This window comes from Buttiauxella sp. (assembly GCF_049686335.1).
Classification (GTDB): domain Bacteria; phylum Pseudomonadota; class Gammaproteobacteria; order Enterobacterales; family Enterobacteriaceae; genus Buttiauxella.
Map to the genome: position 1 here is coordinate 1 of NZ_JBAVHX010000015.1, position 15,732 is coordinate 15,732.

Annotated in this window: 11 protein-coding genes and 1 pseudogene; 6 read left to right on the forward strand and 6 right to left on the reverse strand. The window is 49.6% G+C overall.

From position 1 onward, the window contains the following. The 4 genes and pseudogenes from WBL83_RS12380 to WBL83_RS12395 all read left to right on the forward strand — a co-directional run. Positions 1–730: pseudogene (locus WBL83_RS12380) on the forward strand (hypothetical protein); the annotation flags it as partial. A gap of 36 nt (positions 731–766) precedes the next feature. Further along, complete coding sequence (locus WBL83_RS12385; RefSeq protein WP_424589430.1) at positions 767–1,141, forward strand: DUF4431 domain-containing protein; 375 nt, start codon at positions 767–769, stop codon at positions 1,139–1,141. A gap of 8 nt (positions 1,142–1,149) precedes the next feature. Further along, entirely contained in the window at positions 1,150–2,787 is a 1,638-nt protein-coding gene (locus WBL83_RS12390; protein ID WP_424589431.1) for a LysM peptidoglycan-binding domain-containing protein, read from the forward strand. Further along, on the forward strand, positions 2,784–3,335 hold the full coding sequence (locus tag WBL83_RS12395) for a hypothetical protein (RefSeq protein ID WP_424589432.1): 552 nt from the start codon (positions 2,784–2,786) through the stop codon (positions 3,333–3,335). Before WBL83_RS12390 ends, WBL83_RS12395 begins: the two co-directional genes overlap by 4 nt. A gap of 103 nt (positions 3,336–3,438) precedes the next feature. On the opposite strand, the gene treC is transcribed toward WBL83_RS12395, so the two are convergent. The 3 genes from treC to treR form a co-directional block, all read right to left on the reverse strand. Continuing rightward, positions 3,439–5,094 (reverse strand): alpha,alpha-phosphotrehalase, encoded by a 1,656-nt coding sequence (gene treC, locus WBL83_RS12400; RefSeq protein ID WP_424589433.1) that lies wholly within the window; start codon positions 5,092–5,094, stop codon positions 3,439–3,441. 129 nt (positions 5,095–5,223) lie between these two features. Then, complete coding sequence (treB, locus tag WBL83_RS12405) at positions 5,224–6,642, reverse strand: PTS trehalose transporter subunit IIBC (protein WP_424589434.1); 1,419 nt, start codon at positions 6,640–6,642, stop codon at positions 5,224–5,226. A gap of 124 nt (positions 6,643–6,766) precedes the next feature. Next, the gene (gene treR / locus WBL83_RS12410) at positions 6,767–7,714 is read right to left on the reverse strand and encodes a trehalose operon repressor TreR (protein ID WP_424589435.1); all 948 of its coding nucleotides are present in this window, start codon (positions 7,712–7,714) and stop codon (positions 6,767–6,769) included. 466 nt (positions 7,715–8,180) lie between these two features. Here treR and mgtA point away from each other — a divergent pair, with 466 nt between their 5' ends. Beyond that, entirely contained in the window at positions 8,181–10,895 is a 2,715-nt protein-coding gene (mgtA, locus tag WBL83_RS12415) for a magnesium-translocating P-type ATPase (protein WP_424589436.1), read from the forward strand. A gap of 154 nt (positions 10,896–11,049) precedes the next feature. Beyond that, a complete protein-coding gene (locus tag WBL83_RS12420) occupies positions 11,050–13,440 on the forward strand; it encodes a beta-N-acetylhexosaminidase (protein ID WP_424589437.1) in 2,391 nt (796 codons plus the stop codon). A gap of 154 nt (positions 13,441–13,594) precedes the next feature. Here the strand turns inward: WBL83_RS12420 and ridA are convergent, their stop codons facing one another. The 3 genes from ridA to pyrB all read right to left on the reverse strand — a co-directional run bounded on the left by ridA (position 13,595) and on the right by pyrB (position 15,565). After that, entirely contained in the window at positions 13,595–13,981 is a 387-nt protein-coding gene (gene ridA, locus WBL83_RS12425) for a 2-iminobutanoate/2-iminopropanoate deaminase (protein WP_424589438.1), read from the reverse strand. A gap of 172 nt (positions 13,982–14,153) precedes the next feature. Further along, positions 14,154–14,615 carry an aspartate carbamoyltransferase regulatory subunit gene (gene pyrI, locus WBL83_RS12430; RefSeq protein WP_424589439.1) on the reverse strand — a complete coding sequence of 154 codons (462 nt, stop codon included), beginning with the start codon at positions 14,613–14,615 and terminating at the stop codon, positions 14,154–14,156. Positions 14,616–14,632: 17 nt separating this feature from the next. Then, on the reverse strand, positions 14,633–15,565 hold the full coding sequence (gene pyrB, locus WBL83_RS12435; protein ID WP_424589440.1) for an aspartate carbamoyltransferase: 933 nt from the start codon (positions 15,563–15,565) through the stop codon (positions 14,633–14,635). Positions 15,566–15,732: the final 167 nt, after the last annotated feature.

Here is a 15,732-nt window from a genome sequence, read left to right on the forward strand (position 1 = left end):
TATCAGCCTGGTGAAGGGCAGTCACAGCCTGGAAGTGAAAGGCGACCTGGCGCAGAAAGTGGCGGGTGCGCTGGGTGTGGATGCTCAGGGCGATATCGTGCTGCAGAGCAACAGCAAAATCACGCTGAAAATGGGCGGCTCATTCATCGTCATTCATCCCGGCGGCGTGGATATCACCGGCCTGAAAATCAATCTCAACGGCGGCGGCAGTCCGGGGACACCGGTGCAGACGTTGCAGGCAGCGGTATTGAGCCATCTGAGTGATAAGGATGATTCAGCAGATGAGCCTCCGGAGGATGAGGACGGGAGTGGAAACTCTGGGGAAGATTCCGGAGGAAATGGTGCAGAAAAAACAAAATCATCTGAGTCAGAACCTAAGCCGCAAAGTCTTAGGTTTGCCTTAAGTGAAGATGCGATAAATAAGCTATATGTAATACGAAACAGTATAGGAAATATAGTTTCGCAAGGCAGTATAGGTGACGATGGTCGCACCCCGAGAATTAAATCTAATGAGCCGGATGAATTCAGCCTTGCACTCGGAGAGGTAGGATGGAATGTATTACACATTAACGTGACTGATAGTCCGCAAGGAAATATAGCTGAAGATATTCTGTTCGCTGAGACGCTTTATGCAGATCCCTACATTGATAAAATTGATATGGATGACGGGAATTTTCTACCCTCAGAATTAATAGCGAAAATTGTGGGTGACATAGGAAATGATGAATGATTTCGTTTTTTTTAAAATTATTTCTAAGGAAATAAAATGCGCTCATTAATATTGTTTCTTTGTTTTATTTCATTTTTTTCCCAGGCTACCTGCTTACAGAATGGGGATATAACAACTCTTACTGGCATTCTTGTGTATAAAACATATCCATCTTTAGGCGATGAATCAGAATCTGTTAACAGATGGATTATTCAGTTAGATAAGCCACTAGAGTGTGTGGTTGATATAGATAAATCGTTTCCGAATTGGAATAAAGATATCACCATATTCCCTCCTCATTCTGGCCTTTCATCAAACTTAATAAATAAACACGTCACTGCATCAGGGAAACTAACACTGGCTTTTACTGCAAATCACTTCACTGCTGTTTTATTGCTTTCCAGTAAATTAGAAAAAACCTCAGAAAAATAACAGGTAAAATGATGAAATTCGTTAGTGTTAAACATGACATGGCCACTTTGACCGCTGAATTTATCGCAGAAGACGGCACCCGATATTTACGAACAGGAGGTAACCCATGCTGGCGATTTTTCAATCCAGGAAATATAAGGCCTTCCAAAACATCAGTTTGTGATGTATTTAAAATTGGTATTGCAGTCACAAAAAGTGGAAAGTTTATGATCTTCCCTGATTATAATACGGGCTGGCAAGCCTTGAAACTATTGCTCAAAATGACTTATAAAGACTATACGATTGATGAGCTTACTGAGGCCTATTCTCCATCTAAGGATGGAAATAATCCGCAGCAATACTCCACTTTTATTATTGATGAAGCTAATGTTAAAGGTTCTGATTGTATAAAAAATATGGATGATAAAATTCTAGAGCGAGTGATGGAAGCCATAAAAAAGATGGAGGGTTATTATAATAAAAAGAACACCCAGAAAGAAAATGCAGTACCTACAACAAACATCATTTTTTCTGATGGCAATAGACCTATTTCAAACGAAAGAGTTAAAGTGGTTATTGATCAGTGTACCTATGAATGGAATACGAATAACTATGGGGAATTGCCTGCTATCGCTCATTTTTCTGATAGAACAAACATCAGTATTTTTGTGACAAATCTCAATGGAAAAGATGAAAGTATCTTTTCAACCACTGCTGGTGAAAGCAGTAAAAATATATTGTTGTTAAAAAATGGTCAAAATTTCATAGCAAAAACTGGAGAACATAAGGAGGGTGAAAAATCGACAGAAGAATACTTGGTGAAAAAAGGTGATACGCTCGGGAAAATAGCCAGAGGGCTTCATACCACAGTGAAAAGGCTTGCTAATCTGAATGGCATCACGAATGTGAATGTGATAGCAGTTGGTCAGAAACTTAAAGTACCTGGTGGTATGAGCAAGCCTCATGTCGCACAGGCACAACAAACACCAAAAAAAACTCAACAACACGTATCAACAGGAACTTCTGATAACGGCTTTCCACAGGCAAATATTGGGAGTAACACTGATCTAGCTCCGTGGATGGAAATAGCAATACGTGAGGCAAAAGAATGGCATGGAATGGGGGAAGGAGATATTGAGGATAATTATCATGTACTTGCTGAAAGTACTGGAACATTAAGAGGCACTGCATGGTGTGCTTCGTTTGTAACTTATTGTTTGAATTGTGCCAACTACTATCATGCGCGTAGCAATACACGTTCTTCACAATTTCCAGTGAATGAGTCAACCAAATTTTATGAAATAAGTGAACCTGTATATGGCGCGATCATGGTATTGAAAAACTATAATAATTCAACACATGCTGATACGGGTAGTGGCCATATAACATTTGTATATGGAAGGTCTGTTTCGGGAGGAATAGCCGCCCTGGGTGGTAATCAGGGTGGTAGTCGTTTTGGTGGTGGAACATTAAAAATTTCAGAGTATTCATTGACTGACATAACAGCCAGTTTTGATGGTAAATATCAAAAATTTTACAAGTTCTATCTGCCAGTAGGGTACGAGAATATAAATAATGATTTAAATTTAATTAATGTAGATGAAGAAAACACACATGTTTTTGGGATAGGCCTTCAATCAAATTCGAATGAAGGTGGTGGTCTATGAAACATAGGATGTTATTTATTATGATATTTTTCTTTTTCTCTTTATATTCCAGGTTATCTTTTTCTGGCTCACCTGGCGGCCTCTTTTTAGTCGTTGTCCCCATGACATCTGGCGTAGTCCTGAAGGACAATATCGATAGCTACTTTAAAAAACACTATGGTGTGGACAATGAGTTGTCTCCTACGTGTGATATTACTTTTGGTAAAATCAAGTCAAGAATGCGAACCAGTGTTGATGTGTTTTATCTCAAAACTAAACCGCATGAGATAAATAATCAGTTGTTAGAAGGTACATTGAAAAATAAAAAATATATAAACAGACTCAGCAGTATTATTGGGGGGTATAAGGATGAACTGGTAAAAGGTTTTGATGGGATATTATTCTATGAGCTAGTCAACAATTATATAAACCTCTATAGTTTGTCATCCATCGATAAAAGCAAGGGCATCAATAAATCTACATTACTAGTTGATGATGTGGTTGATGATGTTAAATTAGGGCAAGCTATATGCAAGGTTATTGTTGAGCTTCCAACACCAGCGCCATAATGATTTTAATTTTGTTACTATTTTATTGATGGGTTTGCTGTGAATCACAGATATAAAAAATAAAAGCCCAATAGGGCTTTTATTCAAACTTGATATAACTCTATTACTGCAACCAGTAAACCGCTTCAAATGGCCGTAAGCTCATCTCGCCTGGTTTACCCGCCGCATCAGAGTAGTTCTTCATCAGCACTTCCCAGTTACCTTCGAAGGCTTCAGGCATCCACCACTGATTCTCACGGCTGAGGTTTGCGGCAACCACCAGCGTCTGGCCTTGCCATTCGCGGCGATAACACCACAGATACGGATGCTCCGGCAGCAGGTCCTGATAGCTACCCCAGGTGAAAACAGGGTTCGCTTTACGCAATTTAATCAGTTGCTGATAGGCGTAAAACACCGAGTCAGGGTCATTCACTGCGGCTTTGGCATTGATGCTTTGATAGTTGTCACACAGGTTTATCCACGGTGTGCCAGTGGTGAATCCTGCGTTTTCGCCAGCATCCCACTGCATCGGAGTCCGGCTGTTATCACGAGATTTACTGGCGAGGATCGCCAGCAGATTATCGCTGTCCCGGCCTTGTGCGCGCAGTTCAGCGTACATGTTATGGCTTTCGACATCGCGGTAATCAATGATGCGTTTGAAGTGTGGATTGGTCATCCCCAGCTCTTCGCCCTGATAGATATACGGCGTGCCTTGCATGCCGTGCAGCACCATCGCCAGCATTTTCGCCGCCGGAACACGCAGTTCGCCTTCGTCACCAAAGCGCGACACAATGCGCGGCTGATCGTGGTTACACCAGAACAGTGCGTTCCACGCCACGTTGTGCATGCCCTGTTGCCAGTGGCTGAAAATCGCTTTCAGTGCGATGTAATCCGGGGCTGCCAGCGCCCATTTCTGTCCATCAGGATAATCCACTTTCAGGTGATGGAAGTTAAACGTCATCGACAGCTCATTGCTGTTGAGCGCGGCGTACTGCTGGCAGTTATCGAGCGTGGTGGAAGACATCTCACCCACGGTCATCAACTCACGTGGGACAAACACATCGCGGCTGAGCTCCTGCAAATATTCATGAATACGCGGCCCGTCGGTGTAAAAACGACGACCGTCACCGCCTTCAATGTCGTTCGGGAAATCCTGATCTTTAGAGATAAGGTTAATCACGTCGAGGCGCAGGCCATCAACGCCACGATCGGCCCAGAATTCGCAGACCTTTTTCAGCTCATTACGCACCTGAGGGTTTTCCCAGTTGAGATCCGCCTGCTCCGGGGCAAACAGGTGCAGATAGTACTGGCCGCTCTCTGCGTGCCAGCGCCAGGCATTACCGCCAAATTTAGAGCGCCAGTTATTCGGCAAGATATCCGGCGTACCGTCGCGCCAGATATAAAATTCGCGATAGGAACTGTCCTTGTTAAGCGACTCGTGGAACCAGGCATGCTGCGTGGAAGTATGGTTAAACACCATATCCAGAATGACGCGGATGCCGCGCTCGTGTGCGCCTGCAACCAGCAAATCAAAGTCATCCAGCGTGCCGTAGGTATGATCGATGGCGCAGTAGTTTGCGACGTCATAGCCATTATCCACCTGCGGGGAGACATAAAACGGCGTCAGCCAGATGGCATCAACACCCAGCAACTTCAGGTAATCAAGACGTTTGATAACGCCGATTAAGTCACCGGTTCCATTGCCAGTCGTGTCCTGGAAACTCTTCGGGTAGATTTGGTAGATGACACCATGCTGCCACCATGGAGGAGTTGTATTCATAGCACTTTCCTAAAACGATGGGGCCACGATGGCCCCTGATGTCGGATGTCGCTAACGCTAATCCGACCGACGAAAATGAGTTGTAGGGTGGATAAGCGTTAGCGTCATCCACCATTGATTGTGAACCGCCTACACCACTAACAACGTGCCCTGACGGTATTTGCGTTTGTACATCACGCTGGTCAATACAATCGGGATCACCACCGCGATCAGGATCGCGAGGGAATAAACTTCCCAGTAACGCGGCTGAATAGACAGAATGCCAGGCAAACCGCCCACGCCAATCCCGTTCGCCATCACGCCGCTCAAACCACACAGCAAACCAGCCAGACCCGAGCCAACCATCGCGCATAACATCGGGAAGCGGTATTTCAGGTTGATGCCGTACATCGCCGGTTCGGTCACACCGAGATAGGCAGAAATCGCCGCCGGTACTGAAATCTCACGCTCGTTATGTTTACGGCTGCAAATAATGATGCCGACAACCGCTGATGCCTGAGCAATGTTAGACAGCGCAATCAGTGGCCAAACTGGCGTTCCGCCCATGCTCTGAATCATCTGCATATCGATGGCGAGCGTGGTCTGATGCACACCGGTAATCACCAGCGGTGCGTACAGGAAGCCAAACAGCGCGGCACCAATCGGGGCAAAACTGCCGGTCATCAGGTGGCGAACCGCAAAGGCCACACCATCACCAATCCAGCGACCAAACGGGCCGATAAACGCATGTGCCAGGAAGACCGCGAGAATCAGTGAACACACAGGCACTACTACAAGATAGAGGTAATCTGGCACGATGCGTTTCAGACGCGTCTCAATAAAGCCCAAAGCCAGGCCTGCCAACAACGCTGGAATGACCTGCGCCTGGTAACCCACTTTCTCAATGGTGAACCAGCCAAAGTTCCACACTTCAGGAATTTTGCTACCTAATTCATAGGCATTCATCAGCTGTGGTGAGACCAACGTGACGCCAAGTACAATCCCAAGGATAGGTGTCCCACCCACTTTTCGCACTGCAGACCAGCAAATACCTACCGGCAAATAGAAGAAAATCGCCTCGCCAATCAGCCATAAGAAGTCATAAATCGATTGTAACGACGGGTGCATTTGCGCGAGCGTCTGCCCGTTACTCATCGGCAAGTCGCCGATAACATTGCGGAAACCTAAGATTAAACCGCCGCTTATTAAAGCCGGTAACAGTGGGAAGAAGATCTCAGCGAAGTGGGAGATCATCCGTTCATGCCATTTCATATTCTGGCGCGCCGCGAGTTTTGCCTGCTCTTTGTCTGAATTACTGTGGCCGCTAGTGGCGATCAGCGCCTGGTAGTAATCACCCACTTCCGGGCCAATCACCACCTGGAACTGTCCGGCATTTGTAAAGCAGCCTTTCACCATCGGTAATTCTTCAATTTCTTTTGGCGATGCAGCGGCCGGGTTGTTCAGTACAAAACGCAAACGCGTAATACAGTGACTCACGGTTGCGATGTTGGCGCGTCCGCCGACAAGTTCTATCAGCTTGTCGATATGTTGTTGTTTCACTTTGGCCATTTTGTGATGCCCCAGAGAGGTGTGGTTTTATCTGCCAGCAAGGTTAACTATTAATCTTTTTCTCGAAAATGGGAACGTTCCCGAAACACGGAGACGATCACAATAAACCGTCAACAACGAGGAATTACTGCAATGATCCGGGGATAACGATCTGCTGCAGATCGCAGGTTTGTGTGATTTGGCCGATCAACTGCTTTGCGGCCTGACGACCGGCTTCGGCGTAACCCGGATCGACGGTGACTATCTCTGGATGGAGGAATTTCATCAGCGGCGTACTGCCGACGCTCGCCAGTTGCAGGTTGGGACATTGATGTTCTTGCAGATATTTACTCGCACCTAAAGCGAGAGTATCGGTGGCGCACAGCAGGGCGGTCGTTTCGGGAGTCAGCACTTGCGCGACATGATCATAGCCTTGCTTCATGGCCAGACCCGGCAGTACAAAATTAGGCGTCAGCTGGTGGCTGTCGCAGAAAGCGAGATAGGCCTGATGGCGGCGGTAACCGGTGGTGATATCGCTATGGGGAACGCCGAGGAAGCTAATCTGCCGGTGCCCTTGTTCATAAAGGCGCGTCATCAAAATATGAATCGCCCCTTCATCGTCATAACACACTGAGGCAAATCCTTTGGCATCTCTGGCCATCAGAACCAGCGTCGACTGCCATGACTGCAAAATCTTCTCTGTTATCCCGGTGAAGCCAAACAAAATTACACCGTCGATGTTACGACGCTGCAAGATGCCCAAATGCTCTTCAACCAGTTTGGGGGAAAACTGACTTTCCATCATGATCGGATCGTAACCTTGCTCGTAGAGCGATGGCAGCATGGTTTGAACCGCGAGGTTTTCCGAGAGCGAGTCCAGACGCGTCACAATAATCGCGACCACTTTATCGCTCTGCCCACGCATCGCACGAGCCGAACGAGAAGGGGAGAAACCTTCCTGCTGCATCACCGCTTCCACGCGCTCGCGCGTACGGGCACTGACCCCACTTTCATTATTCAGAACGCGCGAGACAGTAGACTTACCCACACCGCTTAAACGGGCGATATCTTTGATGGTGAGACGGTTATGCATGTGTTGGTTCCCGGCAATCAATTGCTCATTAGAATTAAGGCTAGCCAACGATACCACAACGTAAAAAATCTGGTTTACGTTGGGTTTAGTTTCACGGGCGTAAAATGCACGCGACTCGAACGAGAATGGTGGATGATGCTTTCGCTTATCCACCCTGCAACGGCTTGAAGTTTTTTTCGTAGGTCGGATAAGCGCAGCGTCATCCGACACGGTCTTTAAGACGGTAGCGAATCTCAACATCTTTTTAACCGGAGGCGACATGGAACCTGATCCCAGTCCAGACCCTGTAATAACAGGAATAATCCGGTAAGACTCCCTTCTTGCCTTACCGGATTGCGTAAGGCAGAGATCTATCTTGTATCAATCAACGATATCCCTGCTGAAGACATTATTTGGCCTGCAAGGTAAGGATTAGCCGCGCCTGCATGTCACCAGGCTCCGCATTGCGTGGGGCCGAGGGACTACTATGCTGTTAAAAAATCTGACCCGGCAGTTGTTTGCACAACTCAGCCGCCACTTGCCTCGTCGCTTGATCCAGCGCGACGTGATGCTCGACGATAACACCGTTGCACATGCGCACGAGATCCCCGCTTCACTGAGCGAAGCCTGCCTGAAATATGCGCAAGCGTCCGAAGAACAGCTGTATCTCGATTTCCATAGCCATCCTGAAGGATTGAATGCGCAAGAAGTTGAACGCGCTAGCGAACGTCATGGCCTGAACCAAATCCCGGCGCAGAAAGCGTCGCCATGGTGGGTGCATTTGTGGCAGTGCTATCGTAACCCTTTCAACTTGTTACTGACGGTTCTCGGCATTTTTTCCTACTCGACTGAGGATCTTTTTGCCGCAGGCGTGATTGCGCTAATGGTAGTGATTGCGACATTGCTGAACTTCGTACAGGAAGCGCGCTCCACCAAAGCGGCCGATACACTCAAAGCGATGGTCAGCAACACCGCGACGGTGCTGCGAGCCATTGACGAGAAGGGTGAAAATACGTTTGTGGAAATTCCCCTCGACCAACTGGTGCCTGGCGATATCGTTAAACTTGCCGCAGGGGACATGATCCCAGCCGATCTGCGCGTATTGCAGGCGCGCGATCTCTTCGTCAGCCAGGCATCGCTGACTGGCGAATCGTTACCGGTTGAAAAGGTTGCGGTCAGCCGTGATATGTCCCACAACAACCCGCTGGAAAGTGACACGCTGTGCTTTATGGGCACCAACGTCGTGAGCGGAACGGCGCTTGCGATGATTATCGCCACCGGCGGTAACACCTGGTTTGGTCAACTTGCCGGGCGTGTGACTCAGCAAGAAAGTGAGCCGAATGCGTTCCAGAAAGGTATCAGCCGTGTGAGCTGGGTGCTTATCCGCTTCATGCTGGTGATGACGCCAATCGTCCTGTTGATCAACGGTTTCACCAAAGGCGACTGGTGGGAGGCAGCCCTGTTCTCGCTCTCTGTTGCGGTGGGTTTGACGCCAGAAATGCTGCCGATGATCGTCACCTCGACGCTGGCACGTGGCGCGGTAAAACTCTCTAAACAGAAAGTCATCGTCAAACACCTTGATGCGATTCAGAACTTTGGCGCAATGGATATTCTGTGCACCGATAAAACCGGGACGCTCACTCAGGATCGCATTGTTCTGGAATCTCATACCGATATTCTCGGCACGGTCAGCGACCACGTTTTGCATTCCGCCTGGCTTAATAGCCACTACCAGACTGGCCTGAAAAACCTGCTGGATGTGGCGGTACTGGAAGGAGTGGACGAAGAGTGCGCGCGCAGTGCCGCAGAACGCTGGCAAAAAGTGGATGAGATCCCCTTCGACTTCGAGCGTCGCCGTATGTCGGTCGTGGTCTCCGAACAGCCAGAAGTGCATCAGTTGATCTGCAAAGGTGCGCTGCAAGAGATCCTCAATGTCTGCACACAGGTTCGTTACGGCGACGAAATCGTCCCGCTCAGCGACGCCTTGTTGGCGCGTATTCGCCGCGTGACGGACGATCTGAACCGCCAGGGTTTGCGTGTGGTCGCCGTGGCGAGCAAATTCCTGCCTGCACGTAGTGAAGATTACGGTCGTGCTGATGAATCGGATCTGATTCTCGAAGGCTATATCGCATTCCTCGATCCACCGAAAGAAACCACTGCGCCTGCCTTGAAAGCTCTCAAAGCAAGCGGAATTGCCGTGAAGATCCTGACCGGTGACAGCGAACTGGTCGCTGCGAAAGTGTGCCGTGAAGTCGGGCTGGATGTCGGCGACGTGGTTATCGGCAGCGATATCGAGAATATGGAAGATGCGGAGCTTGCCGCGCTGGCATTACGTACCACGCTGTTTGCCCGCCTCACACCAATGCACAAAGAGCGCATCGTGCGTTTGCTGCGTGGCGAAGGCCATGTGGTGGGCTTTATGGGCGATGGCATTAACGATGCGCCAGCTCTGCGTGCGGCAGACATTGGTATCTCGGTGGATGGAGCGGTGGATATTGCCCGTGAAGCGGCAGATATCATCCTGCTGGAAAAAAGCCTGATGGTGCTGGAAGAGGGCGTGATTGAAGGGCGCAGAACCTTCGCTAACATGCTGAAGTACATCAAAATGACCGCCAGTTCTAACTTTGGTAACGTGTTTAGCGTGCTGGTGGCGAGCGCCTTCTTGCCGTTCCTGCCGATGTTGCCGCTGCACTTACTGATTCAGAACCTGCTGTACGATGTCTCCCAGGTGGCGATCCCGTTCGATAACGTTGATGACGAGCAAATCAAGAAACCGCAGCGCTGGAACCCGGCAGATTTAGGGCGCTTCATGGTGTTCTTCGGGCCGATCAGTTCCATCTTCGATATTGTGACATTCTGCGTCATGTGGTGGGTGTTTAAGGCCAACGTGCCGGAAGCGCAAACCCTGTTCCAGTCGGGTTGGTTCGTGGTGGGATTACTGTCGCAAACATTGATTGTGCATATGATTCGTACCCGTCGCATTCCATTCATTCAAAGCCGCGCCGCCTGGCCGTTGATGGTGATGACGCTGGTGGTGATGGTGGTCGGAATTGCCTTGCCGTTCTCGCCGCTGGCAAGTTATTTGCAACTTCAGGCGTTGCCGCTGAGCTACTTCCCATGGCTGATTGCTATCCTTGCGGGATACATGACGCTGACTCAGTGCGTAAAAGGCATCTATAGCCGCCGTTACGGCTGGCAGTAATCTACCCAACACGCCTGCAACTCGAATGCTAATGGGTACAGGAAATATCAGCGGGATGTGATCTGCATCTCGCCATAATCTTGATGAATATTTCTACACGTGTTACCAGATTGTTTTTGCTTTTTTCTGGCCCGTCATTGTGAAAGGAATATTCATGTTTAAATCAATACGTTTGAGCCTGTTGGCTGGGTGTATCGCGGCAACTTGCCAGGCCTGGGCAAGTCCTGCTGGCGATTTACCCTTAATGCCCTGGCCGCAACAGGTTGAGCGTCCAGCTGCCGAAGGCGAACTGATTCTCGACAACGCCATCTCCATCAACATTAACGGCGATAAACTGCCCGGAGCAATCGACCGCTGGCGGCAAAGAATTTCCCAACAAACGGGCTGGCAACTGCAACCGGCACAGGCCAACCCTGAAAAACCTACCATAGACATCCAAATCAAAAATGCCGTCGCACCACTGCCGAAACTGGGCAGTGATGAAAGTTACGCATTAAGCGTGACTGCGGAGGGGATAAAACTTACAGCCAATACGCGTTTTGGTGCCATGCGCGGCATGGAAACTGTGTTGCAGCTGATCCAGAACGGCCCTGAAAACACCGCCATTCCGTTTGTCGCCATCAAAGATCAGCCGCGTTTTCCATGGCGCGGATTGTTAGTCGACTCCGCTCGACACTTCATGCCGGTTAAAGATATTTTGCGCCAGTTAGACGGCATGGCGGCCGCAAAAATGAACGTTTTCCATTGGCATCTCACCGACGATCAAGGCTGGCGCTTTGCTTCTACCGCTTATCCAAAACTGCAGCAACTGGCGAGTGATGGGGATTTTTATACCCAGGCGCAGATGAAAGAAGTGGTGCGCTATGCGACCTCGCTCGGTATTCGGGTAGTGCCAGAAATGGACTTGCCAGGTCACGCTTCGGCGATTGCCGTCGCTTATCCGGAATTGATGAGTGCGCCAGGGCCATACCAAATGGAGCGCCATTGGGGCGTATTAAAACCGCTGCTTAACCCGACCAACGAAGCCGCTTACAAGTTTGTTGATACGCTGATTGGTGAGCTGACGGCCATTTTCCCGGACAGTTATTTGCACATCGGTGGCGATGAAGTGGATGACTCGCAATGGCAAGCGTCAGCACCAATTAAGGCGTTTATGCAACAGCATAATCTGGCTGACACCCACGCTTTGCAGACTTACTTCAACCAGCGGCTGGAGAAGATCCTCGAAAAACATCATCGCCAAATGATGGGGTGGGATGAGATCTATCACCCGGATCTGCCGAAAAATATTCTGATCCAATCCTGGCAAGGGCAGGACGCGTTAGGATCGGTGGCGGCGAACGGTTATAAGGGCATTCTCTCCACCGGCTTTTACGTCGATCAGCCGCAGTCCACCGCTTATCACTATCGCAATGAGATCCTGCCCCAAGGGCTGAATGGCATCGATAAAATCACTGAGGCTGACAGCGCGCAGAGCTGGTTCTTCAGTATGCCGCGTCTGAAAGGCAGCGCCGTAGAAGGCAGTTTTACCCTGGTCAACAGCAAAACGGCGTGGCGCGGATTCATCGACTTCAAAGGGAAATCCCGTCGTGCGGTGCGTGATATCGACTGGTTAAGCCCGACTCAAGTGACCTTTACCGTGGATACCTGGATGGGGGAAACCCGCCCGGTATTAACCCTCGATAAAGATAAATTGAGCGGCTATTTGCTGGTGGGCAACGTGCGTTATCCGGCGACGGGTCAGAAACTGGATAATGTGCCGGACGGGATCCAGCCGGTGGTGCCAACGCCGGAACAGATGTCCAATATTCTCGGTGGCGAAGCGGCGCTGTGGGCTGAAAACGTGATATCGCCATTGCTGGATATTAAACTGTGGCCGCGTACTTTTGCGGTGGCAGAGCGTTTATGGTCGACGGAAGACGTGAAAGACATCGATAACATGTACCAGCGTTTGCAGGCGATAGACGCCTGGTCGAGCGTTTCTGTAGGTTTGCAGCAGCATACCGCAGCGGCCCAACAGCTGACGCGTCTTGCAGGCACGCCGGACATCATGCCATTGCAAATTCTGGCGCAGGCCGTTGAACCGGCGCAGTACTACACGCGTCAGCATCTGAAGTTCCAGGCCGGTAATTATCATCACTTCGAACCGCTAAACCGTTTTGCCGATGCGTTAGCAGCGGAAAGCAGCCAGGTGCGGGCGCTGGATCTGTGGGTCGATAAACTGATCGCCGATCCGGAAGACGGTAACAGCGCGGATTCACTGCGTCGTACCTTTTCCCGCTGGCAAAGCAACACGCCAGATGTGCTGGAACTCATCGACGGTAATTATCAGCTCAAGGCATTAAAACCGGTGGCAGAAAATGTCGATAAGCTGGCGGGCATGGGGCTGCGGTTAACGGATTTGGTGGCGAAGCAGGGATCATTGAGTGCGGATGAATATCATGCCATTCAGAAACAGCTCGATGAGGCCGCGCAAACTCAGGATGAAGTGGTGATTGCCGCGGTTTATCCGTTGCAGAAATTATTGCGGGCGAGTGTGAAGTAATTATAGAAGGTGGAAATGGTGGATGACGCTTGCGCTTATCCACCCTACAAAATCTGCAAAATCTGCAAAATCTGCAAAATCTGCAAAATCTACAAAATCAAAATGTAGGTCGGATAAGCTTCGCGTCATCCGACATTTCTTTTAGCGAATATCCTTAGCGGCGGATAGCAATCGCTTCGATTTCAATTTTCACATCTTTTGGCAGACGAGCGACTTCTACGCAAGAACGCGCTGGGAAAGTCGCGTTGTGCTCAGTAAAGAAGGCTTCGTAAGTCGCATTCACGGTAGCGAAATCGTTCAGATCTTTAACGAAAACGGTCGTTTTAACGATATCGCCCACTTTCAGGCCAGCCGCTTCAACGATCGCCTGCACGTTTTCCAGAGACTGACGTGCTTGTGCCGCCACATCTTCTGGCACGGTGCCGGTTTTTGGGTTAACTGGGATCTGACCGGAAGTGATAATCATGCTGCCAAGATCGACACCCTGAACATATGGGCCGATAGCTGCTGGGGCGTTTTCGGTGCTGATGGTACGAGACATAGTTATTCCCTTCATAGAGTAGGTGGATGACGCTTACGGTTATCCACCCTACAACGACTTTTCACAGGTCGGATAAGCGTGAGCGTCATCCGACATTATTTTGACCTTCAAGCCGGTAGCTACAAAAAAAAGCTCCCGTCCATTATAGGGACGAGAGCTATGTCGGCAATGATTAATCAGCCAGCACAACGTAATGTGCGAACTCCTTCTCACAATATTTGCATTTGAGGCTGATGCTTTCACCGCTCTTTTTCACTGCGAATGAAGAATGAACCGGTTCGCTGCGGCTGATGCAGTTGGTATTTGGGCAGACCAGAACTTTATCAATGCGCGAAGGCAGGCTCGGTTTGCTTTTGCCAACCACTTCATATTCATCAATTCGGTTGACGGTAGCGTGGGGGGCATACAGCGCCAGCTGGTTAACTTGCTCGTCGGTCAGGAAAGTATTTTCGATTTTGATCAGGTCTTTACGGCCCTGTTCCCGCGACGGCAAGTTCAGGCCGATAGTGATGCGCTGGTCGGTTTCCGTTAACTGGAACAGGGTCAGCAGCTTAAAGCCCACCTGAGCAGGAATGTGATCGATAACGGTGCCGCGTTTAATCGCTTCAACTTGTAATTTGTTGTCGTGTGTCATCTTACTCTTCCTCTTACTCAAACCAGTTCAGGATTCAAAACTAACGCCAACAGTGCCTGGCGGGCGTAGATACCGTTGCCTGCTTGCTGGAAATACCAGGCGTGGGAGGTTTTGTCGACATCAGTAGTAATTTCATCAACGCGTGGCAGCGGGTGCAGGACTTTCATATTTTCGCGAGCATCCACGAGGTCTGCGGCACGCAGAACAAATTGCGCTTTCACGTTGGCGTATTCCGAAGGGTCTAAACGCTCTTTCTGTACGCGAGTCATATACAGAATGTCCAGGTCAGCGACGACATCGTCGATAGCTTCGTGGCAGCTCCACTCAATGCCTTTTTCATCCAGCATATCGAGAATGTACTTCGGCATCGCCAGCGCGTTTGGCGCGATAAAGAAGAAGCGGTTGCCTTCAAACTTCGCCAGCGCCTGCGCCAGAGAGTGCACGGTGCGGCCGTATTTCAGGTCACCGACCATCGCGATATTCAGGTTTTCCAGACGCCCCTGCGTTTCCTGGATGGTGAACAAATCCAACAGCGTTTGAGTCGGATGCTGGTTGGCACCGTCACCGGCATTCAGCACCGGGACATTGCCCGAGAATTCAGTTGCCAGGCGTGCCGCCCCTTCTTGCGGATGGCGCATGACGATGGCGTCAACGTAGGTGCTGATAACCGAAATGGTATCGGCCAGCGTTTCGCCTTTTTTGCCAAGGGAGGTATTGCTGCTGTCTGAGAAGCCGACAACAGACGCCCCCAGGCGGTGAACGGCGGTTTCAAAAGAAAGGCGGGTACGCGTTGATGCTTCAAAGAAACAGCTGGCAACGACGATGTGCTTTAACAGCTCAGGTTGCGGGTTGGCTTTCAGTTTTGCCGCGGTCGCGAGCACCAGTTCAAGCTCTTCACGACTGAGATCGTTTATGGAAATGATATGTTTTTGATATAGGGGGTTAGCCATGGTTATCTCCTGTTCTCGGGCGTCGGGCAAAAAAAAAGGCCCCTCAACGAGGGGCCTTTGGAATTGATTGAAGCAACGGAAAGAAAAACAGGTTCGCGCCGTCTTTCAGACGACGTGGTGTGGCAATTTTTTGAACACACTGGACCATGCTTCCTCCCGGCAAATTG